This window comes from Klebsiella sp. JB_Kp004, from assembly GCF_040065795.1.
Lineage (GTDB): Bacteria > Pseudomonadota > Gammaproteobacteria > Enterobacterales > Enterobacteriaceae > Klebsiella > Klebsiella quasipneumoniae.
Map to the genome: position 1 here is coordinate 13,444 of NZ_JBEAKW010000036.1, position 21,561 is coordinate 35,004.

Here is a 21,561-nt window from a genome sequence, read left to right on the forward strand (position 1 = left end):
TTTGGTGAAATCGCGATATGATAGATCTGTTAAAGAAATTTGCGCAAATGTTAATAAATAATTTCGCACTAAATGATTATTTTGCTGAATGTGTCTCAGTCGGCGTCGGCTCCCCGGCCGCGACGGGCCGGGGGAGCGGCGGATCAGGCAGGCATTGATTTACGAATAGCGCTGAGCAGGGTGTGCGTCCCGGGGGTCAGCGTCGCATCGACGCGGGTTAAAATGCCGATGGGCTCCCCGGCGCCCTGGGTGGCAATCGGCAGGGCGGTTAGTACGCCACGGCGAAGATCGTCTTTCACCGCCCCGGAAGGGACGAACCAGACATAGTCAAAATCAACCGTTAGCTGGCGCGACAGGGAAGCGGACAGAGTCTCGATGCAACCGGCGGGCATTTTACACCCCTGGCTCTGGAGCAGCGCTTCGGCGTTTTGCCGCGGCACGGTGCCCTTTGGCGAGACCACCACCGGCCACTCCATCACCCGACTGAGGGTCACCGTCTCCTGCAGCAGGGGATGTCCCGGACGAACCACCAGCTTAAGGGATTCCAGGAACAGCAGTTCGTAATGCAGGCCGCTCATCAGCTCCGGATCGGACATCCGTCCGATGCCGATGTCGATCTCCCCGGACTTTAACCCGGCGAGCAGCATGGTGTTGTTCATGGTGGCGACCTGCAGCGTGATATCTTTTTGCTGCTTATGGAACTGGCCGATCACCGTCGGCAGGATCCCCAGCGCGGCGGTAGGCAGCGCGCCGATGCGTACAATATCGTTATTCAGGCCCTCTTTACGGTTCAGCGCCTGGCCCGCCGAGTTAAGGGCATCAAGCACCTTCACGGCATGAGTCAGAAACTGTTCCCCGACCAGGGTCAGCTGCGCCCCCAGACGTCCCCGCTCAAACAGACGGGTACCGGTCAGCTGTTCAAGCTCGTTAAGCGTTTTTGAAAGTGCTGGCTGGCTCAGATTTAAAGTTTCAGCCGCGCGCCCCAGCGTTCCCTGTTGAGCGACGGCCACGAAGGTGTGTAGATGGCGCAAGCGAATGCGCTGACTGAAGAGACCATTTTTTTCCATAGTAAGATGATGTTAAAAACACAGCGGTGAAAGAGACAAGCGGCCTTGTTTAAATTTGATAACCAGATAGCAAAATATTTTTAACATTTGAGCTGATTACATTACAAGATCTTTCCCTATGGTTTAACACGCCGTCGCCCCGGCAGTGCGGGGCGACGGCGGTGGTCAGCATGGCCGCTAGATATCGAAAAAGACGGTTTCGTTCTCGCCCTGCAGATAAATGTCGAAACGATAGACCACTTCCGCACCGCGAACTTCGCGCTCAGCGATTAAGGTTTTGCGTCTCACCTCCCACTCGATGAGATTCAGCACCGGGTCGCTGGCGTTGGCCTCGTGCTCATCGGCAAAATACATCCGCGTATTGAGGCCAATATTGATCCCCCGGGCCACCACCCACAGATTGACGTGCGGCGCCATCAGACGGCCATCGCGGCCAACCACCGCGCCGGGCTTGATGGTTTCAAAGCGCCAGACGCCGGAGGTGAAGTCAGAGCAGGTGCGTCCCCAGCCGCGAAATCCCGGGTCGACCGCTTTCTGCTGCTGACGATCGTCAGGATGGTTATAGCGTCCCGCGGCGTTGGCCTGCCAGATCTCCAGCAGCACATCGCGGACTGGGGTTCCGGAGCCGTCGATAACCCGGCCTTCAATGGTGATCCGTTCTCCGACGGTATCGGCGGTGGTGAGAACCGGACCAAAATTTTTCTCAAAAATATGGAAACCCGCGGCGTCCGGCGCCAGACCAATATGAACATAGGGTCCCGCGGTCTGCGAGGCGGTTTCAGGCAGATACTCTTTCATCGGGCGGCCCCCTGAGTGCGATTTTCAAACAGCGTGGCGCGATGGCCGCGCAGAACAAGGTCGAAGCGGTAGGCCAGACAATCCAGCGGCACGGCGGCGTGCATGTCCAGCTCGGCGATCAGGGTGCGCACGGCGTCGTCATTATTAATGGTTCTGACGATCGGGCACTGCTTGATCAGCGGGTCGCCTTCGAAATACATCTGGGTGATCAGGCGCTGGGCCCAGGCGTCGCCCGAGAGCGAGAAATGAATATGCGCCGGACGCCAGTCGCTGGCCTGGTTGCGCCAGGGGTAGGGGCCGGGCTTGATGGTGCGAAAACAGTAATAGCCGTTCTCGTCGGTCAGCACCCGGCCGCAGCCGCCGAAGTTCGGGTCAATCGGCGCCAGATACTGATCTTTTTTATGTCGATAGCGGCCGCCGGCATTGGCCTGCCAGACTTCCACCAGGGTGTTTTTCATCGGTCGGCCGAAGCCATCCCGCACGTAGCCGTGCACAATGATCCGCTCGCCAATCGGCAGGCCTTCTTTGGCATAGTTAAGGATAAGGTCATTATCCAGCGGACCCAGGTCGTCGCGGCTAAACACCGGGCCGGTGATCTCCGACAGCGAGTTCTGCAGGGAGATCAGGGCGTTTTTCGGGGAGCGCAGGACGCTGGTTTTATAGCCCGGGGCGTAAGCGGGCGGGTGACTACTGTAATCGCGATGGATAACCTCGCGCGGGGACCATTTATCGTTCATCGGGTACTCCGTATAGAGGGTAGAGGGGCATGTTGTTGTAATGTCGCCAGAAACAGTGTGTGTAAATGTATTGTTAATTTAAAGTGAAATTACCGGGTGTTTTTCATAACCATCGGTTATGTTCTGCGCTATGCCCGTGACCGGAAGCAGGTTATCGCCATCACAGTTTGTAAATTCTTCCCCCCGCCGGGAGGCAGCTTTCCTACACTCCAGGAAGTATTCACTGGAGGTAACACATCATGGCGAACACCATCACGGCTGATGAGATTCGGGAGCACTTTTCGCAGGCCATGTCGGCCATGTACCAGCAGGAAGTTCCGCAGTACGGGACGCTGCTGGAGCTGGTGGCTGACGTCAACCTGGCGGTACTGGAAAATAATCCGAAGCTGCATGAACAACTGGCCAACGCCGACGAGCTGGCGCGCCTGAACGTTGAGCGCCACGGGGCGATCCGCGTGGGCACAGCGGAGGAACTGGCGACGCTGCGTCGCATGTTTGCCATTATGGGGATGTATCCCGTCAGCTATTACGATCTCTCGCAGGCCGGCGTGCCGGTTCACTCCACGGCGTTTCGTCCTGTCGACGATGCCGCGCTGGCGCGCAATCCGTTTCGGGTTTTTACCTCGCTGCTGCGTCTGGAGCTGATCGAAAACCGCGCTCTGCGCGAGCGGGCCGAGGCGATCCTCGCCCGGCGCAACATATTCACTCCCCGCTGCCTGGCGCTGATCGCCCGGCACGAGGCCGAAGGGGCGTTCACCCCTGCGGAAGCTCGCGAGTTTGTGCAGGAGGCGCTGGAGACCTTCCGTTGGCACCGGCATGCCACCGTCGATGAGGAGACCTACCATGCGCTGCATCGCGAGCATCGCCTGATTGCCGATGTGGTCTGCTTCCCGGGATGCCATATCAACCACCTCACGCCGCGGACGCTGGATATTGACCGCGCGCAGGCCCTGATGCCGGAGTGCGGTATTGAGCCAAAGGCCCTGATCGAAGGTCCGCCGCGCCGGGAGGTACCGATCCTCCTGCGGCAGACCAGCTTCAAAGCGCTCGAGGAGCCGGTGATGTTCGCCGGCGAACACCGCGGCACCCACAGCGCCCGCTTTGGCGAAATTGAGCAGCGCGGCGTGGCGCTGACGCCGAAAGGGCGCGCGCTGTACGACCGGCTGCTGCAGGCGGCAGGGACCGGCAAAGACAATCTCAGCCACCAGCTGCATCTGCAGGAGGTGTTCCGCGAATTTCCCGACAGCGAATTTCTGCTGCGTCAGCAGGGGCTGGCCTGGTTTCGCTACCGCCTGACGCCGGCTGGCGAGGCCCATCGCCAGGCGTTTCGCCCGGGCGACGATCCCCAGCCGCTGATCGAGCGCGGATGGGTGGTGGCCCAGCCCATCGTCTATGAGGATTTTTTACCGGTCAGCGCGGCGGGCATTTTTCAGTCCAATCTGGGTAACGAAACCCAGGCGCGCAGCCACGGGAATGCCAGCCGCGAAGCCTTTGAGGCGGCGCTGGGCTGCCCGGTGCAGGATGAGTTTGAACTGTACCGGCAGGCGGAGGAGCGCAGCAAACGACGTTGCGGTCTTCTGTAAAATCAGTACCCTGCTGGCATCAGCCTTACAGGGAGCAGGTTATGCAACATCCGTCGAAACCGTTGGCGAAAACCCGGCAGGGCACGCTGGCCGGGAGCGCAGAGCAGGGGATCCATATCTGGCGCGGCATTCCGTACGCCGCGCCGCCCGTGGGGCCGCTGCGCTGGCGCGCGCCGCAGCCTCCCGCCCGCTGGCATGGCGTGCGTCAGGCCGACGCCTTTTCCGCCGCCAGCTGGCAGGACATTGACTACTGCCGCGAACTTGGCGGCGGGGATCCCGGCCGCTTCAGCGAAGACTGTCTCTATCTCAACGTCTGGGCCCCCGCCAGCGCAGCGCAGCCGCTGCCGGTGATGGTCTGGTTGCACGGCGGCGGGTTTACCATCGGCGCCGGCAGCCTGCCGCCTTACGATGGCCTGGCGCTGGCCAGCCGCGACGTGGTGGTGGTGACGGTCAACTACCGACTGGGCCATCTTGGCTTTTTCGCCCATCCGGCACTGGAGGAAGAGGCGGGCGAGCGTCTGTATAACTTCGCGCTGCTCGACCAGATCGCCGCCCTGCAGTGGGTCCAGGAGAATATTCACGCCTTCGGCGGCGACGCCGCCAACGTTACGCTGTTTGGCGAATCCGCCGGGGCGCGCAGCGTGCTGTCGCTGATGGCCTCGCCGAAAGCGAAAGGATTGTTCCATAAAGCGATTATTCAGAGCGGGTATACCTTACCCGACCTGCCGCGAGAAAAGGCGCTGGAGAAAGGCCGCCTGCTGGCGGAACGCTTCGCCTTGCCGCAGGCCAGCGCTGAACAACTGCGGGCGATCCCGGCGGAGGCCTTCTGGTCGCTAACCGCCCCGCTGAATATCGGGCCAGCGCCCATCGCCGGCGATGTGGTGCTTCCGCAGCCGATGCTGGAGACCTTTTTTGCCGGGCGCCAGCATCCGATGCCGGTGATGATCGGATCCAACAGCGATGAAGCCAGCGTGATGGCGGTGTTTGGCGTCGATATCGCCGGGCAGATCCAGAAGCTGCGCCGCGAGCGCCGTCTGGGACTGGGACTGATCAAACTCCTCTATCCCGGCGTGAAGGGGGATGAAGCGCTGGGGCGGGAAGTCTGTCGGGATATGGCGTTTACCACCCTCGGCTATGTGGTGATGCAGGCCCAGCAGCGCGTGGGCCAGCCATGCTGGCGGTACTGGTTCGATTATGTGGCGGAAGCGGAGCATGATGTCTATCCGCACGGCGCCTGGCACGGCAACGAGGTGCCCTACGTGTTTGATAACCTGCGGCTCACCGACCCGGTGCGGCAGTATGCCAGTGAAGCGGATCTGGCCTTCGCCGCTCAGGTCGCTGACTACTGGGCCCAGTTTGCCCGCGTCGCCAGCGGCGAGCAGGTGCTTGCCGGCGCGGTGCGCTGGCCGGCGTGCGTGCGCGGACGGGATCGTCTGCTGCGCATTGGCCTGCATAAGCGTGCCGGCTTTAAAGTGGAGAATCGCTTTATGCGCGCCCGGCTGGCGCTGTTTCGCCGGGTGATGAAGCATCACGTGACCCTCGAATAAAGGGGATGGGTCGCGGCTCAGCAGGGCGCGGCCCTGCTGCAGGCCGCGGGCGGCTAAGAAACGCCCCGGCGATGAGACGGGATGAGTGCTGTCCGCTTTGTTTGCAGGCGGGCCCTGGGCTGGATATAGCGCTCTCCCTCCGCCGGTGATGAAAAAACAGCCTGTTCTGGTAGACAGGGCTTTTTTACCGTTTTTCTGCGGGCAACAATTGGATTATTAATCGTTTTTGTCTAGAGTGGGCGGAAATTATCACGCAGCGTGATGACGCGTTGCGAATCAATTCACCCGTGCAGAAGGACGCTTTCTCAGGCATGAACCGCAGACGTTTTCTTAAATCTTCCATGGCTGTTGCCGCCGTATGCGGAACGTCAGGAGTCGCTTCCTTATTCAGTCAGGCCGCGTTTGCTGAAGACGCGGGCATTGCCGACGGGCAGACACGCCGTTTTGATTATGCCGTGCTGCAGGCGATGGCTCACGATCTGGCGCGCCAGCCGTGGGGCGGCGCCCCGCGCGATCTGCCGCCGACGCTGGCCAATCTCACCCCGCAGGCTTATAACAGCATCCAGTATGACGCCAACCACTCGCTGTGGAACAATATTGAAGAACGCAAACTGGATATCCAGTTTTTCCACGTCGGGATGGGGTTCCGTCGCCGCGTGCGCATGTTCTCTTTAGACGCCGCCACCCAGCAGGCGCGCGAGATACACTTCCGTCCGGAGCTGTTCAAGTACAATGACGCCGGGGTGGATACCCGCCAGCTGGAAGGCCAGTCCGACCTCGGCTTCGCCGGGTTCCGGGTATTTAAAGCGCCTGAGCTGGCGCGCCGGGATATCGTGGCGTTTCTCGGCGCCAGCTATTTCCGCGCGGTAGACAGCACCTACCAGTATGGCCTCTCGGCCCGTGGGCTGGCGGTGGATACCTTTACCGATACCCCGGAAGAGTTCCCCGATTTCACCTCTTTCTGGTTCGAAACGGTCAAAGGAGACGCCACGGTATTCACCGTTTACGCTCTGCTGGACAGCCCGAGCATCACTGGCGCCTACAAGTTCACCATCCACTGCCAGGATACCCAGGTCATTATGGACGTGGAGAACCATCTCTACGCCCGCAAGGATATCAAACAGCTGGGTATCGCGCCGATGACCAGCATGTTCAGCTGCGGCAACAACGAGCGTCGGATGTGCGATACCATCCACCCGCAGATCCACGACTCCGATCGGCTGTCGATGTGGCTGGGCAACGGCGAATGGGTCTGCCGGCCGCTGAACAACCCGCAGAAGCTGCAGTTCAACGCCTTCCAGGACAAGAACCCGCGCGGTTTTGGTCTGCTGCAGCTGGACCGCGATTTCTCCCACTACCAGGACGTGATGGGCTGGTATAACAAGCGTCCCAGCCTGTGGGTGGAGCCGCGTAACCAGTGGGGCAAAGGGGCGGTCAGCCTGATGGAGATCCCGACCACCGGTGAAACGCTGGATAACATCGTCTGCTTCTGGCAGCCGGAAAAGACGGTGAAGGCGGGCGACGAACTGGACTTCCGCTACCGTCTCTACTGGAGCGCGCAGCCGCCGGTGAGCACCCCGCTGGCGCGTGTGCTCGCCACCCGCACCGGGATGGGGGGCTTCCCGGAGGGATGGGCGCCGGGGGAACACTACCCGGACAAGTGGGCGCGTCGTTTTGCCATCGACTTTGTCGGCGGCGATCTGAAAGCGGCCGCGCCGCGCGGTATTGAACCGGTGATCACCCTCTCCAGCGGCGAAGCGAAGCAGATTGAGATCCTCTACGTCGAGCCGTTCGATGGCTACCGGATCCTCTTCGACTGGTATCCGACCTCCGACTCGACCGACCCGGTGGAGATGCGTCTGTTCCTGCGCTGTCAGGGAGAAGCCATCAGCGAAACCTGGCTCTATCAGTACTTCCCGCCGGCGCCGGATAAACGTAACTACGTCGACGACCGGATCATGAAATAACCCCGTGACAGCCGTGGCCCCCAGGCACCACCTGCGGGCCCGTAGAGAGCCCCATGACCACAGACATTCCAGCAGTACCTGAGTCGATCCCGGTGACCGAGGGACTGACGCTTACCGCCATTGATGAGCGTTACGTCAGCGACCTGCACCAGCTGGTGGTGAAAAACCAGCGCTGGCTACAGCAGTCGCTCAGCTGGGCCGGAGAGGTGCGCAGCGAAGAGGAGACCCGCCGCCATGTACAGGGTAACGTGATGCTGCACCAGCGGGATTACGCCAAAATGTTTTTGCTGTTTCTCGATAAGCGGCCGATTGGCGTTCTGTCGTTCAACCAGATCGAGCCGCAGAATAAGACGGCCTATATTGGCTATTGGATCGATGAAGATTGCCAGGGGCAGGGGTATCTGTCCCGTTCCCTGCAGGCCTTTATCCACTATTATGCACGCAGCGGGCTGGTGCGCCGGTTTGTAATCAAATGTCGGGTGGCGAATACCCGTAGCAACCAGGTGGCGTTGCGTAACGGGTTTGTTCTGGAAGGCTGTCTCCGGCAGGCCGAGTATCTGAACGGCAGCTATGACGATCAGAATATCTACGCCCGCATTATTGACCGCGACGAGGCGCTACAGGGCGCCTAACAGCGGCGTTCGGGTGATCTGCTGCTGGCCGTCGAGGGTCTTCGGGCCGCGCAGGCGAATGGCTTCTCCTTCCCGCGCGGCGATCTGCACCTCGTCCCCAAGCGTGACCTGGTGCTCAACGATCACATCGCCGACGATGACAGCCCGACCCTGGATCAGCACGTCGTCGTCAAGCAGAATCGGTCCACCGCGCAGCTGCGCCTCGCCGCCCACCATCGCCCGGTGCTTTAGCAGACAGTTACCTTCAATCACCGCATTCTCCGCAACCTGGGAACTGTAGCGCACAGTGGGAATGGCATCCTCGCCGCGACCCGCGATCAGACGGGCATGCCCGTAAATCCGCGCGTTATCGCACACCCAAACGTCATTCTCCTCGTTTCCCTCAAGCCTGGCGTGGTCAAAGACTTCCGCCCGATGTTCGACAAAAGCGTGCTCGACGTAGGCCTCGCCATAGATCTGCGCCTGATGGAGAATGCGCGACGCGCTGACGGTGGCTCGCTGATAAATCTGCAGCACTTTGTCGCGGTCGGCGGTCAGCCCGCGGGCGGCAATCACCTGACAGTGGGGCAGAAGACGCGCCTCGTCGGCGAGGCGACAGTCACCGCGCACCGTACTCAGGCTAATCGTGACGTTGTCACCAATCTGCGCGTGATGGCTGATCTGCGAGGCGTGAATGGATGCCCGTCCGCTGATGATAGCCCCATGGCTGACCTCGCAGGGGCCATGGAGTCGGGCATCGTCGAGGATGCGCGCCCCGGCGAAGACCACGCTGTTGGCATCGTAGATCCAGCACTCTCCCTGCTGGCTGAGAGCGCTTTCCTCCTCCACCCAGCCGCCTTCGCTGCCCGCTTTGACGTCAGCGAAATCGATAAGCGCCACGATCTGGCGCAGGATGACGCACTGTTTGCCATCCTCTGCCTGGTAACAATACTGCCGGGTCTGTTCGCTGAGACGGTATTTACGCATTCCCGATCCTCATTACTTATGGTTAACATAAACATAGCAAAGATCGCCGTAGCGCGTGGGATAAGGTTCCTTTAGAATGCAACTTCAAATTAAATTGATATCATCAATAAAATGAACAAAACGCATACATCGCGGCAGGTGCTGAATCTGCCGGCGGGTTACTTTGGCATGGTGCTCGGCACCATTGGGATGGGCTTTGCCTGGCGTTACGCCAGCACCCTCTGGCCGGTCAGCCGCAGCATTGGTGATGGGCTGGTGACGCTGGCGATGGCGATGTGGGTCCTGCTCAGCATGGCGTTTATCAGCCGGGCGATCCGCTTTCCGGCGAGTGTGCTGCAGGAGATGCGACATCCCGTCAGCAGCAGCTTCGTCAGCCTGTTTCCCGCCACTACCTTGCTGGTATCGATTGGTCTGGTACCCTGGTGCCGGCCGCTGGCCATCGGGCTGTTTGTGCCGGGCGTGGCGCTGCAGCTCGCCTATGCCGCCTGGCAAAGCGGCGGCCTGTGGCGGGGAAACCATCCTCGCGAGGCCACCACGCCGGGGCTGTATCTGCCTACGGTGGCGAATAATTTTATCAGCGCGATGGCCTGCGGCGCGCTGGGGTTTACCGACGCCGGACTGGTGTTCCTTGGCGCCGGAGTCTTCTCCTGGCTGAGCCTTGAGCCGGCTATCCTCCATCGTCTGCGCAGCGCAGGCGAACTGCCGACCGCGCTGCGCACGTCGTTGGGGATCCAGCTGGCGCCTGCGCTGGTGGCCTGCAGCGCCTGGCTCAGCGTCAACGGCGGGGAGGCTGATACCTTTGCTAAGCTGCTGTTTGGCTACGGTCTGCTGCAGCTGCTGTTTATGCTGCGTCTGATGCCCTGGTATCTTCGCCAGCCGTTCAATGCTTCTTTCTGGAGCTTCTCGTTCGGTATTTCCGCACTGGCCACTACCGGCCTGCATCTGGGCCAGGCGAAGGCGGACGGCTTTTTTCATCATCTGGCGCTGCCGCTCTTTATTTTTAGCAATCTGGTCATTGGCCTGCTGCTGCTGCGCACAGGGCTGCTGTTGGTCAGCGGGAAACTGTTGCTACAGGTCGACCGGGAAACACTCCTGAATAAGAAGGAAGGATCATGACAACGCGTGACGCGGACTATTTTAGTCAAAAATATGGCCTGACCCGCACCCACTCCGAGGTGCTGCATGCCGCGACGATGGTGCCGCCGGGGCGGGCGCTGGATCTGGGCTGCGGCAACGGACGTAACAGCCTTTATCTGGCGGCAAACGGCTTCACGGTGACGGCGTGGGATAAAAATGCGATGAGCATCAATAATCTGGAGACTATTCGCGCCGCCGAAGGGCTGGATAATCTGCAGACCGCGGTGAAAGACCTCAACAGCCTGACCTTTGACGGCGAGTATGATCTGATCCTCTCCACCGTGGTGATGATGTTTCTTGAGGCCGGCGCTATCCCGGGTCTCATCGCCAATATGCAGCGTTGCACCGCCGCCGGGGGCTATAACCTGATTGTCGCGGCGATGGACACCGAGGACTATCCCTGCACCGTCGGCTTCCCGTTTGCTTTTAAACCCGATGAACTTCGGGAGTACTACCGGAGCTGGGAATTACTGAAATACAATGAGGACGTCGGTGAGCTGCATCGGACCGACGCCAGCGGCAACCGGATCAAACTGCGCTTCGCCACGCTGCTGGCGCGCAAGCCCGCATAATCCTCAGCGGCGCGTGAAATGGCTGAGATTGACCGCGCCGCCTTGCGCTAATACCCATCGGATAAAGCAGCGCGAAAAGCCTCGCTGAAAAGAGGGTTAAAGGCGACCTGTTCACCTATTAAGTAATTATTTAATAACGTAATGTTGATCCCATCAATATTTGTATATCTTCCTTGACGAAGCCCTCATTTTGTCACAAAACTACTGGGTCTTATCTGCTATAACGTCTGCCGAAAAAACTGCATTTACAGGGATCTCTTTATGCGTACTCGCGTGTTATTTAAAGTCGCCGCTCTGGCGGGGATGTTAGCGTTGACGGGCTGTGCGTCCAAACTGGCGCAGCCGAATCAGTATTCGGGCTTTTTAAAAGATTATTCCAACCTGAAAGAAGCCACCACGGCCTCCGGCAAGTCGGAGCTGCGCTGGATCGACCCAAACTACAATCCGGCTAACTACGATAATGTCGTCTACCATCCGGTAACGTACTATCCGGTACCGAAGCCGACGACCCAGGTCGGTGAAAAGGCGCTGCAGGATATTCTTAATTACACCAACAAACAGCTCAAACAGGCCATTTCCGAGCGTAAACCGCTGGCTACCACCGCCGGCAAGCGTAGCCTTATTTTCCGCGGAGCGATCACCGGGGTGGACTCCAGCAAAGAAGGGCTGCAGTTCTATGAAGTGGTTCCGGTCGCGATGATTGTTGCCGGTACTCAGGCCGCCACCGGCCATCGTACGATGGACACCGACCTCTATTTTGAAGCTGAACTGATTGACGCCAGCACTAACAAGCCGGTGATCAAAGTGGTTCGTAAAGGGGAAGGAAAAACCCTGGCCAATGAAAACACGCCGCTGACCATCGAAACCATGAAGCAGGTGATCGATGATATGGCGGTCGACGCCGTCAAATTCGACCCTTCCCAGCGGTAATCTCGCCAGCGCCGTCTGCCGACGGCGCTGTTTTATCTTCCGCCGTTTCAGGCCAGCTTTCGGCGCAGCAGCAGCTGTTCCGGTTTGGCAAACATCACCAGATTACCCAACAGGATCATCGCCAGTCCGATAACGGCGTTGCTGTGCCATACATAGCCTTCATAGACGGTGGAGATGGACAGGGCGACCAGCGGAAACAGCAGCGTACTGTAGGCGGCTTTGCTGGCGCCGATGCGTCCCACAAGGGTGAAATAGGCGCCGAAGGCGACAACTGAGCCGAACAGCGCCAGGTAAAGCAGGGCGCCAAGATAGCTGACGGTCCACTCCGGCATAAAATTATCCCCGCGGAGGAGTGCGATGGCGCCCATCACCAGCGTGCCGTACAGCATCGCCCAGCTGTTGGTGGTCAGCGTCTCCAGCCCCCGCCGCTGGTGACGAATACTGAACATATTGCCCAGCGAAAAGCCGTAAGTGCCCAGCGCGCTCAGACCGATCCCCCACAGTAGCGAAGCGTTCAGCCCGTTGGCCAGCAGGTCATCCCAGAACAGGGTGACGATACCGGCCAGACCGAGCGCGGCAGCAGCCCAGAAGCGTCCCGGCGGCTGCTGACGGAAGAAAAGAAAGCTGTTGATGGCGTTAAACAGCACCGCCATGGAAAAGATCACCGATTCCAGACCGGTGTTGATCCAGGCGGCGGCGGTATAAAAGCACCAGAAATTGAAGCAGAAGACGCAGCAGCCCTGCAGCAGGCAGCAGAGATGGTCCTTCGCGCCCAGCGGCCGCAGACGTCGCGTGACGAGCAGAATCGCCAGCATCGTGACGCTGGCCACGGCGAAACGCCAGAAAATCGATACCGGCGCCGCCACCGGCCCCTGCTGTAAAAAAATCGCAATCCACGTTGTTCCCCAGATAACGACAACGAGTGCATAAAGTAATGCGTTCACCTTGGTTCTCCTCTGCCTGTTGAAGGGAGGAGTATGCCGCCTGCCGCAACCTGCGGCTTTCACCCGCTTGTTGTCGGCTTGCAAATTCTTGCGCTTATTTGTCTTTCGCCGGCGGTGAGGACTGGAAACCGCGCCGCAGTCTCCCTAGACTAGAGTTTTTCCAGACAGGACAGATGCGTGAAGGCGATGGGTTACGGGACGTTTGAAACATTACGGCGACAGAACGCGGTGCTGAAGGGCACCGTGGAGCTGAATTCCGGTATTCAACTGGCCGCCTGGTATAACAACTGCGATACCGTAACGGTACGCAGCGATCATCATACCTTAAGCCTGTACGTCGCCGATGGTTATGAAAGCTATCAAAAGACGCCGCACGGCTGGAAGAATGGCGGCGGCCCGGATCGCTTTTGCCTGATGCCGAAAGGCGATGAAAGCGTCTGGGATATCCGCGGCGATCTGTCGTTTGTCCATCTCTATTGTACCGATGCGCATCTGCGCCGCGTCGGGGAGGAGGTGTGGGATCGCAGCCCGGCGAACTTCACCCTGCAGGAGAAAACCTTCGCCAGCGATGACAAAATCACCACCGTGTATCGTCAGTTTTTGCTGGCTAATGACTGGCGACAGCCGGCGAACCAGCTGACCCTTAGCGCCGCCAGCAGTTTATTGCTTACCCATCTGATCCAGCACTATTCCACCGTGCAGTGGCGTTTGCCTTCGGTCACCGGGGGACTGGCGCCGGGGGTGAAGCGTCACGTGCTGGCCTGGATCGACGCTCACCTCGATCAGCCACTGACCCTGGCCGACCTGGCGCAGCAGGCGGGACTGAGTGAATTTCATTTTGCCCGTATGTTCCGCCAGTCGCTGAATATGGCTCCGCATCAATATGTGATGCAGCAGCGAATGGCGAAGGCGCAAAACCTGATCTGCCACAGCGCGCTGCCGCTCACCGAGATCGCTCTGGCCTGCGGTTTCAGCTCCGCCAGCCATTTCAGCCATCGGGTCAAAGCCGCCACCGGCCTGACGCCGACCCAGCTACGGGCGGCGCAGCGCGGATAGCACGCCGTAGCTCACTCCGCCGAGCACCACGCCCCAGAATGCGGAGCCAATTCCCGCCAGCGTCACGCCGCTGGCGGTGATCAGAAAGGTCAGCACCGCCGCGTCGCGCTCACTGGCCTGATGTACCGCCTGAAACAGACTACCGCCGATGGTGCCGAGCAACGCCAGGCCGGCCAGCATCTGGATCCACGCTGGCGGCAGGGCCGACATCAGCGCGGTGATCGATCCCCCGAACAGACCGGCCAGCAGATAAAAACCGCCTGCGGCCATGGCCGCCAGCCAACGCTTCTGCGGATCCGGGTGCGCTTCCGGGCTCTGGCAAATGGCGGCGGTGATCGCCGCAATACAGATCGAGTAAACCCCAAACGGCGCCAGCAGCAGCGCCAGCCCCCCGCAGACAACGATCAGCGCGGAGACCGGTACGGCATAGCCTGATGCCTGCAGAGTAGCGAACCCGGGCGCGTTCTGTGAGGCCATGGTCACGAGGAAGAACGGCAGGCCGACGCTGAGCAGCAGCGCCGGGGTAAACTGCGGGGCGACCCATTCCGGCGCCACAAACGCCAGCGGCACAGCGGCGCTGGCCACCTCCCCGGAGGCCGCGGCAATCAGCGCCCCGGCAACCAGCGCGGCGACCACGGCGAAGCGGGGCCATAGCGCCTTACACAGAAGCCAGGCGGCGAGCATGCCGCCGCACAGCAGCAGATGATCCTGGAAGCCGGCGAAGGCCTGCAAACCGAAACGCAGCAGAATGCCGGCCAGCATCGCGGCGGCCAGCGAATGGGGAATGATTTTCATCAGCCGGGCAAACAGGCCGGTAACGCCGCAAAGGACGATCAGCGCATTGGCGAAGATAAATACACCCACCGCCTCAGGGAGGGTCACCCCCTGCAGGCCGCTGACCAGCAGGGCGGCGCCCGGCGTTGACCAGGCGGTGAGCACCGGCACTTTTCGCCAGCCGCTCAGCGCGAGGGTGCTGACGCCCATGGCGAGGCCCAGGGCCGTCATCCAGCCGGCGATCTGCGCGGGCGTGGCGCCGGCGGCAGCGGCAGCCTGCCAGATGATGGCGGCAGAGCTGGCGTAGCCCACCAGCACGGCGACGAAGCCGGCGAACAGGCTGGGAAGCGGAACGGTAAACGAGCGCATAGTTTTCTCTTGTGCGTTATAACATCCGATCACTCTATCATTGTGCGTTTTAGCGCACAAGGTTCCTGCGTGGTGAGGGCTGCGCACCGAGGCTCTTGTCGCAAACGGCCCGCGATGCCGCTAATCGCCCTGTTGAATCAGGCAAATGGAGGTATACTCTGGGCTGAAAAATCAGGAGGTAGGATGAATATTGCGCAACATCTGGCGGCCACCCTCAAAAATCTGCGTCAGCAGCGCGGCTGGAGCCTGTCGCGTCTGGCGGAAGAGACCGGGGTGTCGAAAGCCATGCTCGGGCAGATTGAGCGGAATGAATCGAGTCCGACGGTCGCGACCCTGTGGAAGATTGCCACCGGGCTGAACGTGCCGTTTTCGGCATTTATCGTTCCGGATGACGGCGCGGCGCCCTCCGCGTTTGACCCGCAGCAGCAGGCGATGGTGGTGACCCCGGTCTTCCCGTGGGACCCGGAGTTGCGCTTTGATCATTTCTCGATAACCCTTGCTCCCGGGGCGCTGAGCGAATCGACGCCGCATGAGCAAGGGGTGATTGAGCATGTTGTCGTGATTAGCGGTACCCTGGATCTCTGCTTACAGGGGGAGTGGCACTCGCTGCAGGCGGGTGAGGGTCGGCGCTTCGCCGGCGATGCGGCGCATGCCTACCGGAACAGCGGCGCCCAGGCGGCTCATTTCCATTCGCTTATCCACTATCCAAAAGAAAAAACCGCAGGCGAACCCGCGGCCAGACAAGATGACTGATGATAACCACTCACAACGTGACGAGGAAAATCCGGAATACGTGATGACAGTACTCTGTACGCTGATTTGAGGGAAATATCTTTTCCTTCAATACTTTGCTGAAAACTGAAAATTCGTCGTCCCGCGACGGCGGAAAAGGTTTTCGTCTGCGCCCGGTTCTGACTACAATAGCCGCCATTTCGACCCCCTTATACTGGATAACAACACGCGTATGCGCCTGCACAATCATCGTCTTGAACTTCTTAGTCCTGCCCGCGACGCCGGTATCGCTCGCGAAGCGATCCTTCACGGCGCCGACGCCGTTTATATCGGTGGACCTGGCTTTGGCGCCCGCCACAACGCCAGCAACAGCCTGAGCGACATCGCCGGTCTGGTGCCTTTCGCCCATCGCTTTGGCGCCAAGGTCTTTGTGACGCTGAACACCATTCTGCATGACGATGAGCTGGAGCCGGCGCAGCGGCTGATTACCGACCTTTACGACGCGGGCGTCGATGCGCTGATTGTCCAGGATATGGGGATCATGGAGCTGGACCTGCCGCCGATCGAGCTGCACGCCAGCACCCAGTGCGACATCCGCAGCGTGGAGAAAGCAAAGTTTCTCTCAGACGCCGGTTTCAGCCAGATCGTGCTGGCGCGCGAGCTGAACCTCAGTCAAATCAAAGCCATCTACGATAATACTGACGCCACCATCGAATTCTTTATCCATGGCGCGCTGTGCGTGGCCTATTCCGGCCAGTGCTACATTTCCCACGCCCAGACCGGACGCAGCGCCAACCGCGGCGACTGCTCGCAGGCCTGCCGCCTGCCGTATACCCTGAAGGACGATCAGGGGCGAGTGGTGGCCTATGAAAAACATCTCCTGTCGATGAAAGACAACGACCAGACCGCCAACCTGGCGGCGCTGATCGATGCCGGGGTGCGCTCCTTCAAAATCGAAGGCCGTTACAAAGACATGAGCTACGTGAAAAACATCACCGCTCACTACCGCCAGATGCTGGACGCCATCATTGAAGACCGCGGCGATCTCGCGCGCGCCTCGGCAGGGCGCACCGAGCATTTCTTTATCCCGTCCACCGATAAAACCTTCCACCGCGGCAGCACCGATTACTTCGTTAATGCCCGTAAAGGCGATATCGGCGCCTTTGATTCGCCAAAATTTATCGGACTGCCGGTGGGCGAAGTGCTGAAGGTGGGTAAAGACCATCTCGACGTTGAGGTCAGCGAACCGTTAACCAACGGCGATGGCCTTAACGTGATGATTAAGCGTGAAGTGGTGGGCTTCCGCGCCAATACCGTGGAAAAAACCGGCGAAAATCGCTATCGGGTGTGGCCGAACGAGATGCCTGCGGATCTGCACAAAGTGCGCCCGCATCAGGCGCTCAACCGCAACCTCGATCACAACTGGCAGCAGGCGCTGCTGAAGACCTCCAGCGAACGCCGCATTGCCGTAGACGTCACCCTAAGCGGCTGGCAGGAGCAGCTGGTTCTCACCATGACCTGTGAAGATGGCGTCAGCGTGACCCACACCCTTGACGGGGTGTTCGCCGAAGCTAACCAGGCGGAGAAAGCGCTGGCTAACCTGCGTGACGGTGTCACAAAACTGGGACAAACCATTTACTATGCGCGCGAGGTGCAGGTCAATCTGCCGCCGCTGTTTGTGCCCAATAGCCTGCTCAACCAGCTGCGGCGTGAAACGGCCGAAATGCTGGATGACGCGCGGCTCAACGCCTGGCAGCGCGGCACCCGTAAGCCGGTCTCTGTGCCGCCGCCGGTCTACCCTGAGACACATCTCTCCTTCCTCGCCAACGTCTATAACCACAAGGCGCGGGCGTTCTACCAGCGCTATGGCGTGCAGCTGATTGACGCCGCCTATGAAGCCCACGAAGAGAAGGGCGATGTGCCGGTGATGATCACTAAACATTGCCTGCGCTTTGCCTTCAATCTCTGTCCGAAACAGGCGAAAGGCTCCATCAAGAGCTGGAAAGCCACGCCGATGCAGCTGATTCATGGCGACGAAGTGCTGACCCTGAAGTTTGACTGCCGTCCGTGCGAAATGCATGTGGTCGGCAAGATCAAAAACCATATCCTCAAAATGCCGCACCCGGGTAGCATCGTGGCCTCCGTTAGCCCGGACGAGCTGATGAAGACCCTGCCGAAGCGCAAAGGGGCCTGATCCGCGGCGACGCTACTGGCTGTGTGATGCCCGCGGTTTGCGGGCGTCCTGCCAGCGGTGATGCTCGCGCAGGTCGGCGGCGTTCTCTTCGCACCGGCTGCGAAGCTCATCGCTATCCGCCTCGTGCAGCAGCTGCTGCTCGAGGCTCTGTACCGGAAAGTAATCGTGCCCCTGACGGTGGGCCAGCAGATGCCCGGAAAAAAGCGCGCACAGCAACAGCAGGGCGCTCATGCTTTTCCTCAACATACCTTTTCTCTGTGAATCAATGGCGTGGGCTTACTATGCCAGGCGCTGTGCAGGTTTTTTTCCCGGTTTATCAAAGAAGGGCAAGGGTTTGTCAATGTCTGCTGAAAGAGGGTGAAAAAAGCCTGGCGCAGAAGGCCAGGCGTGACGGATTACGCTTTTGGCGGCCGTGGTTTCCCGCTGTGCTCACCGCCTTTTGGCGGCTGCTTACCATCAGGCTGCGGTTGTTTGCCGTCTCGTTGCGGCTGCTTGCCATCATGCCGCGGCTGCTTGCCGTTGTGTTGCGCTTGCTTACCGTCGTGCTGGCCGTTTTTCGCCGCCGATTTACCCTGATGCTGTGCGCTTTTTTCTGGCGGCGGCGGCGGGTTGTCGGCAGCGAAAGCCCATGACGATATTCCCAGGGTCATCGCGGCAGACAGTAAAGCTAACTTCTTCATAGCAATATCCTTTCTTCTGATGTGTCCGCGTATTTCAGCAGGTAAAAGTGAAGACAAGATGGAGAGCTCCGGATCCGGATGACTCTGCATCCTGGCTCAAACTTTAAGACCTGCGGCGGTCATCAGCAGGCGAAACAGCAGGCTGATGGCGGCCAGCGTCAGCACGCTGCCTCCCCACAGCGCGATCAGCCACAGCAGACGTTTGGACCAGACGGTTTTCATCAATGATAACCCTCCCCTGGCTGGACTTTGCCGCGGAACACGTAATAGCTCCAGCAGGTATAGCCAAGAATAACCGGAATAATCAGCAGCGCGCCCACCAGCATAAAGCCCTGGCTTTGCGGCGGGGCGGCGGCCTGCCACAAGGTAATCGATGGCGGAATAATATGCGGCCAGATGCTGATCCCCAGGCCGCTAAAGCCGAGAAACACCAGGCCCAGCGTTAGGGTGAAAGGCGAGACATGGCGGTCGTGCAGAGGCAGTGTGCGCCACAGCCAGGCGCTAATCAGGAGCACCAGCAGCGGCACCGGCAGCAGGAAATAGAGATTCGGCAGGCTGAACCAGCGGGCGGCGATCGCCGGGTGCGCCAGCGGCGTCCACAGGCTGATGACGGCAAACACCGCCAGCAGGGCAACCAGCAACTGTCGCGACGCGCTGCGCATCCGCTGCTGCAGCGCGCCTTCGCTCTTCATCACCAGCCAGGTAGCGCCGAGCAGCGCATAGGCCACGCACAGCCCGAGTCCGCAAAACAGGCTGAACGGGGTCAGCCAGTCAAACATGCCGCCGCTGAAGGCGCGACCGCTGACGGTAAATCCGTCGATCACCGCTCCGACCACCACGCCCTGGCTGAAGGTCGCCAGCAGGGAACCGCCAAAGAAGGCGCGGTCCCAGAATGGCCGGTGCGACGGCGTGGCCTGGAAACGAAATTCAAAGGCCACGCCGCGAAAGATCAGGCCGATCAGCATCAGGGTCAGGGGGATCGACAGGGCGTCGATTATCACCGCGTAGGCGAGGGGAAAGGCGCCAAACAGACCGGCGCCGCCCAGCACCAGCCAGGTCTCATTGCCATCCCATACCGGGGCGACGCTGTTCACCATCACGTCGCGCTCAGTGCTCCCCCGGACCGTGCCGAACAGCATGCCAATGCCCAGATCAAAGCCGTCCATGACGATGTACATCAGCGTGGCAAAGACGATAATTACGAACCAGATCACCGATAATTCGATACCCATTAGCGGGACTCCTTCTGCAGATAACCTTCAGTAGCGGCGGACAGCGGGCGGGCTGGCGTACCGGTTGTCGCGGGTTGCACCTCCTGCGGTCCCTTGCGGATCAGGCGCAGCATGTAGCTGTAGCCGACCCCGAAGACGGCGCTGTAAACCACAATAAAGGTCAACAAACTGACCGACATATGCAGATCGCCGTGGGCGGAAACCGCCTCGGCGGTGCGCTGAACGCCATACACCACCCATGGCTGGCGGCCCACTTCGGTAGTCACCCAGCCGGCGAGAATGGCAATCAGTCCTGAGGGGCCCATCCACAGGGCAAAGCGCAGAAACGGCCGCGAGTGGTACAGCCGGTCGCCGCGGCGCAGCCACAGGGCAAGCGCCCCGAGCAGCAACATCAGCATGCCGAGACCAGCCATCAGGCGAAATGACCAGAACACCACGGTGGAGTTTGGCCGATCCTCAGGGGCGAACTCCTTCAGCGCCGGCACCTGTTTATCCAGGCTGTGGGTGAGGATCAGACTGCCCAGCGCCGGGATCTCAAGCCCGTAGCGGGTGCGCTCCTGTTCCATATCTGGCCAGCCAAACAATAATAACGGCGTCGGCTCGCCGGGCGGGTTTTCCCAGTGGCCCTCAATGGCGGCGATTTTTGCCGGCTGGTGTTTCAGGGTGTTCAGGCCATGCATATCGCCGATCAGCGCCTGGACCGGCGCGACCAGCAGCGTCATCCATAGCGCCATGGAGAACATCTTGCGGATCGCTGGCGACTGATTGCCGCGCAGCAGATGCCAGGCCGCCGAGGCGCCGACAAACAGCGCGCTGCTGAGAAATGCCGCCACCGTCATGTGCAGCAAGCGGTAGGGGAAAGACGGGTTAAAGATCACCGCCAGCCAGTCGACGGGCACCACCTGGCCATCGACGATCTCAAACCCCTGCGGGGTCTGCATCCAGCTGTTGGAAGCGAGGATCCAGAAGGTCGAGATGATAGTCCCCAGCGCCACCATGCAGGTGGCGAAAAAGTGCAGCCCTGGCCCCACGCGGTTCCAGCCGAAGAGCATGACCCCGAGAAAACCGGCTTCCAGAAAGAACGCCGTCAGGACTTCATAGGTCAGCAGGGGGCCGGTGATGCTGCCCGCGAACTGCGAAAAACCGCTCCAGTTAGTGCCGAACTGATAGGCCATCACCAGCCCGGACACCACTCCCATACCGAAGTTGACGGCGAAGATCTTCGACCAAAAATGGTACAGCGAGCGCCAGGTGGGATTTTTGCTTTTCAGCCACAGGCCTTCGAGAACCGCCAGGTAGCTTGCCAGGCCAATGGTGATGGCGGGAAAGATAATATGAAACGAGACCGTAAAGGCGAATTGAATTCGCGCCAGATGGAATGCATCAAGACCGAACATGCAGGACTCCACAACAAAATTGATTCAGCGCAATTTTAGGCAGGGTAGCGGCAAGGGGGCAGAGGCAGTCGGTTCATTTTTTATCATAACAGTTGGCGGCTGTTATGATCTTTTTGCCTGTCTCCGGGGACCGCCAACATGGAAATTCCCGGGTGAAAAGCGTCATTTTTAACGCTGAAAGCAAAGCCAGATTGTTGGCCAGGAAAATATTAATAATCTATTTTCACTGTATTATCGTAGTCTTACG

General features: G+C 60.0%; 22 protein-coding genes. 10 read left to right on the plus strand and 12 right to left on the minus strand.

Annotation, left to right across the window (positions count from 1 at the left end):
* Positions 1-143: 143 nt before the first annotated feature.
* The 3 genes from ABLX76_RS15810 to pcaH all read right to left on the minus strand — a co-directional run bounded on the left by ABLX76_RS15810 (position 144) and on the right by pcaH (position 2,602).
* Positions 144-1,067: a LysR substrate-binding domain-containing protein gene (locus ABLX76_RS15810; RefSeq protein WP_023289914.1), complete on the minus strand. Its 924-nt coding sequence runs from the start codon at positions 1,065-1,067 to the stop codon at positions 144-146.
* A 177-nt stretch (positions 1,068-1,244) separates the two neighbouring features.
* Complete coding sequence (gene pcaG / locus ABLX76_RS15815) at positions 1,245-1,865, minus strand: protocatechuate 3,4-dioxygenase subunit alpha (RefSeq protein WP_023289913.1); 621 nt, start codon at positions 1,863-1,865, stop codon at positions 1,245-1,247.
* The gene (pcaH, locus tag ABLX76_RS15820; protein WP_004202816.1) at positions 1,862-2,602 is read right to left on the minus strand and encodes a protocatechuate 3,4-dioxygenase subunit beta; all 741 of its coding nucleotides are present in this window, start codon (positions 2,600-2,602) and stop codon (positions 1,862-1,864) included. The genes pcaG and pcaH overlap by 4 nt, the downstream gene beginning before the upstream one ends.
* Positions 2,603-2,841: 239 nt before the next feature.
* On the opposite strand from pcaH, the gene ABLX76_RS15825 reads away from it, so the two are divergent.
* The 4 genes from ABLX76_RS15825 (at position 2,842) to rimL (ending at position 8,331) form a co-directional block, all read left to right on the plus strand.
* Entirely contained in the window at positions 2,842-4,185 is a 1,344-nt protein-coding gene (locus ABLX76_RS15825; RefSeq protein ID WP_023289911.1) for a VOC family protein, read from the plus strand.
* A gap of 41 nt (positions 4,186-4,226) precedes the next feature.
* Positions 4,227-5,732 carry a carboxylesterase/lipase family protein gene (locus ABLX76_RS15830; RefSeq protein ID WP_023289910.1) on the plus strand — a complete coding sequence of 502 codons (1,506 nt, stop codon included), beginning with the start codon at positions 4,227-4,229 and terminating at the stop codon, positions 5,730-5,732.
* A 311-nt stretch (positions 5,733-6,043) separates the two neighbouring features.
* Positions 6,044-7,699, plus strand: coding sequence for a glucan biosynthesis protein (locus ABLX76_RS15835; protein WP_048297636.1), 1,656 nt, complete (start codon positions 6,044-6,046; stop codon positions 7,697-7,699).
* Positions 7,700-7,752: 53 nt separating this feature from the next.
* On the plus strand, positions 7,753-8,331 hold the full coding sequence (gene rimL, locus ABLX76_RS15840; protein ID WP_032453097.1) for a 50S ribosomal protein L7/L12-serine acetyltransferase: 579 nt from the start codon (positions 7,753-7,755) through the stop codon (positions 8,329-8,331).
* On the opposite strand, the gene ydcK is transcribed toward rimL, so the two are convergent.
* Positions 8,317-9,297, minus strand: coding sequence for a YdcK family protein (gene ydcK, locus ABLX76_RS15845; RefSeq protein WP_241515877.1), 981 nt, complete (start codon positions 9,295-9,297; stop codon positions 8,317-8,319). The genes rimL and ydcK overlap by 15 nt on opposite strands.
* 111 nt (positions 9,298-9,408) lie before the next feature.
* On the opposite strand from ydcK, the gene tehA reads away from it, so the two are divergent.
* The 3 genes from tehA (at position 9,409) to ABLX76_RS15860 (ending at position 11,936) form a co-directional block, all read left to right on the plus strand.
* Positions 9,409-10,413 (plus strand): dicarboxylate transporter/tellurite-resistance protein TehA, encoded by a 1,005-nt coding sequence (gene tehA, locus ABLX76_RS15850; RefSeq protein ID WP_048297635.1) that lies wholly within the window; start codon positions 9,409-9,411, stop codon positions 10,411-10,413.
* Positions 10,410-11,006 carry a tellurite resistance methyltransferase TehB gene (gene tehB / locus ABLX76_RS15855; RefSeq protein ID WP_241515876.1) on the plus strand — a complete coding sequence of 199 codons (597 nt, stop codon included), beginning with the start codon at positions 10,410-10,412 and terminating at the stop codon, positions 11,004-11,006. The genes tehA and tehB overlap by 4 nt, the downstream gene beginning before the upstream one ends.
* Positions 11,007-11,267: 261 nt before the next feature.
* A complete protein-coding gene (locus ABLX76_RS15860; RefSeq protein WP_004202796.1) occupies positions 11,268-11,936 on the plus strand; it encodes a DUF3313 domain-containing protein in 669 nt (222 codons plus the stop codon).
* 47 nt (positions 11,937-11,983) lie between these two features.
* Here ABLX76_RS15860 and ABLX76_RS15865 read toward each other — a convergent pair whose 3' ends face one another.
* Complete coding sequence (locus ABLX76_RS15865; RefSeq protein WP_348874833.1) at positions 11,984-12,880, minus strand: DMT family transporter; 897 nt, start codon at positions 12,878-12,880, stop codon at positions 11,984-11,986.
* Positions 12,881-13,066: 186 nt separating this feature from the next.
* Between ABLX76_RS15865 and ABLX76_RS15870 the strand changes: the two genes are divergently transcribed.
* Positions 13,067-13,936 carry an AraC family transcriptional regulator gene (locus tag ABLX76_RS15870; RefSeq protein ID WP_064154536.1) on the plus strand — a complete coding sequence of 290 codons (870 nt, stop codon included), beginning with the start codon at positions 13,067-13,069 and terminating at the stop codon, positions 13,934-13,936.
* Here ABLX76_RS15870 and ABLX76_RS15875 read toward each other — a convergent pair.
* Complete coding sequence (locus ABLX76_RS15875; RefSeq protein ID WP_241515874.1) at positions 13,913-15,079, minus strand: benzoate/H(+) symporter BenE family transporter; 1,167 nt, start codon at positions 15,077-15,079, stop codon at positions 13,913-13,915. The two genes, ABLX76_RS15870 and ABLX76_RS15875, sit on opposite strands and share 24 nt — an antisense overlap.
* 183 nt (positions 15,080-15,262) lie before the next feature.
* Here ABLX76_RS15875 and ABLX76_RS15880 point away from each other — a divergent pair, with 183 nt between their 5' ends.
* The gene (locus tag ABLX76_RS15880; RefSeq protein WP_023289901.1) at positions 15,263-15,832 is read left to right on the plus strand and encodes an XRE family transcriptional regulator; all 570 of its coding nucleotides are present in this window, start codon (positions 15,263-15,265) and stop codon (positions 15,830-15,832) included.
* Between the two features lie 10 nt (positions 15,833-15,842).
* Here ABLX76_RS15880 and ABLX76_RS15885 read toward each other — a convergent pair whose 3' ends face one another.
* Positions 15,843-16,010, minus strand: a complete 168-nt coding sequence (locus ABLX76_RS15885; RefSeq protein WP_176377337.1) for a hypothetical protein — start codon at positions 16,008-16,010, stop codon at positions 15,843-15,845.
* Positions 16,011-16,043: 33 nt separating this feature from the next.
* Between ABLX76_RS15885 and ABLX76_RS15890 the strand changes: the two genes are divergently transcribed.
* A complete protein-coding gene (locus tag ABLX76_RS15890; RefSeq protein ID WP_218810930.1) occupies positions 16,044-18,005 on the plus strand; it encodes a U32 family peptidase in 1,962 nt (653 codons plus the stop codon).
* A gap of 12 nt (positions 18,006-18,017) precedes the next feature.
* Here ABLX76_RS15890 and ABLX76_RS15895 read toward each other — a convergent pair whose 3' ends face one another.
* The 5 genes from ABLX76_RS15895 to ABLX76_RS15915 all read right to left on the minus strand — a co-directional run bounded on the left by ABLX76_RS15895 (position 18,018) and on the right by ABLX76_RS15915 (position 21,314).
* Positions 18,018-18,251 carry a DUF2554 family protein gene (locus tag ABLX76_RS15895; RefSeq protein ID WP_065881564.1) on the minus strand — a complete coding sequence of 78 codons (234 nt, stop codon included), beginning with the start codon at positions 18,249-18,251 and terminating at the stop codon, positions 18,018-18,020.
* Positions 18,252-18,400: 149 nt separating this feature from the next.
* Positions 18,401-18,685 (minus strand): hypothetical protein, encoded by a 285-nt coding sequence (locus ABLX76_RS15900; protein ID WP_087849256.1) that lies wholly within the window; start codon positions 18,683-18,685, stop codon positions 18,401-18,403.
* 96 nt (positions 18,686-18,781) lie between these two features.
* A complete protein-coding gene (locus tag ABLX76_RS15905) occupies positions 18,782-18,907 on the minus strand; it encodes a DUF2474 domain-containing protein (RefSeq protein WP_004202785.1) in 126 nt (41 codons plus the stop codon).
* The gene (gene cydB / locus ABLX76_RS15910; RefSeq protein WP_023289897.1) at positions 18,907-19,917 is read right to left on the minus strand and encodes a cytochrome d ubiquinol oxidase subunit II; all 1,011 of its coding nucleotides are present in this window, start codon (positions 19,915-19,917) and stop codon (positions 18,907-18,909) included. Before cydB ends, ABLX76_RS15905 begins: the two co-directional genes overlap by 1 nt.
* The gene (locus ABLX76_RS15915) at positions 19,917-21,314 is read right to left on the minus strand and encodes a cytochrome ubiquinol oxidase subunit I (protein ID WP_004202782.1); all 1,398 of its coding nucleotides are present in this window, start codon (positions 21,312-21,314) and stop codon (positions 19,917-19,919) included. Before ABLX76_RS15915 ends, cydB begins: the two co-directional genes overlap by 1 nt.
* Between the last annotated feature and the right edge of the window lie 247 nt (positions 21,315-21,561).

Excerpts from the sequence above, each read along its gene's own strand:
- ABLX76_RS15810 (WP_023289914.1), bottom strand. The coding sequence starts at position 1,067 with ATGGAAAAAAATGGTCTCTTCAGTCAGCGCATTCGCTTGCGCCATCTA.
- pcaG (WP_023289913.1), bottom strand. The coding sequence starts at position 1,865 with ATGAAAGAGTATCTGCCTGAAACCGCCTCGCAGACCGCGGGACCCTAT.
- pcaH (WP_004202816.1), bottom strand. The coding sequence starts at position 2,602 with ATGAACGATAAATGGTCCCCGCGCGAGGTTATCCATCGCGATTACAGT.
- ABLX76_RS15825 (WP_023289911.1), top strand. The coding sequence starts at position 2,842 with ATGGCGAACACCATCACGGCTGATGAGATTCGGGAGCACTTTTCGCAG.
- ABLX76_RS15830 (WP_023289910.1), top strand. The coding sequence starts at position 4,227 with ATGCAACATCCGTCGAAACCGTTGGCGAAAACCCGGCAGGGCACGCTG.
- ABLX76_RS15835 (WP_048297636.1), top strand. The coding sequence starts at position 6,044 with ATGAACCGCAGACGTTTTCTTAAATCTTCCATGGCTGTTGCCGCCGTA.
- rimL (WP_032453097.1), top strand. The coding sequence starts at position 7,753 with ATGACCACAGACATTCCAGCAGTACCTGAGTCGATCCCGGTGACCGAG.
- ydcK (WP_241515877.1), bottom strand. The coding sequence starts at position 9,297 with ATGCGTAAATACCGTCTCAGCGAACAGACCCGGCAGTATTGTTACCAG.
- tehA (WP_048297635.1), top strand. The coding sequence starts at position 9,409 with ATGAACAAAACGCATACATCGCGGCAGGTGCTGAATCTGCCGGCGGGT.
- tehB (WP_241515876.1), top strand. The coding sequence starts at position 10,410 with ATGACAACGCGTGACGCGGACTATTTTAGTCAAAAATATGGCCTGACC.
- ABLX76_RS15860 (WP_004202796.1), top strand. The coding sequence starts at position 11,268 with ATGCGTACTCGCGTGTTATTTAAAGTCGCCGCTCTGGCGGGGATGTTA.
- ABLX76_RS15870 (WP_064154536.1), top strand. The coding sequence starts at position 13,067 with ATGGGTTACGGGACGTTTGAAACATTACGGCGACAGAACGCGGTGCTG.
- ABLX76_RS15875 (WP_241515874.1), bottom strand. The coding sequence starts at position 15,079 with ATGCGCTCGTTTACCGTTCCGCTTCCCAGCCTGTTCGCCGGCTTCGTC.
- ABLX76_RS15880 (WP_023289901.1), top strand. The coding sequence starts at position 15,263 with ATGAATATTGCGCAACATCTGGCGGCCACCCTCAAAAATCTGCGTCAG.
- ABLX76_RS15885 (WP_176377337.1), bottom strand. The coding sequence starts at position 16,010 with ATGGCGGCTATTGTAGTCAGAACCGGGCGCAGACGAAAACCTTTTCCG.
- ABLX76_RS15890 (WP_218810930.1), top strand. The coding sequence starts at position 16,044 with ATGCGCCTGCACAATCATCGTCTTGAACTTCTTAGTCCTGCCCGCGAC.
- ABLX76_RS15895 (WP_065881564.1), bottom strand. The coding sequence starts at position 18,251 with ATGTTGAGGAAAAGCATGAGCGCCCTGCTGTTGCTGTGCGCGCTTTTT.
- ABLX76_RS15900 (WP_087849256.1), bottom strand. The coding sequence starts at position 18,685 with ATGAAGAAGTTAGCTTTACTGTCTGCCGCGATGACCCTGGGAATATCG.
- ABLX76_RS15905 (WP_004202785.1), bottom strand. The coding sequence starts at position 18,907 with ATGAAAACCGTCTGGTCCAAACGTCTGCTGTGGCTGATCGCGCTGTGG.
- cydB (WP_023289897.1), bottom strand. The coding sequence starts at position 19,917 with ATGGGTATCGAATTATCGGTGATCTGGTTCGTAATTATCGTCTTTGCC.
- ABLX76_RS15915 (WP_004202782.1), bottom strand. The coding sequence starts at position 21,314 with ATGTTCGGTCTTGATGCATTCCATCTGGCGCGAATTCAATTCGCCTTT.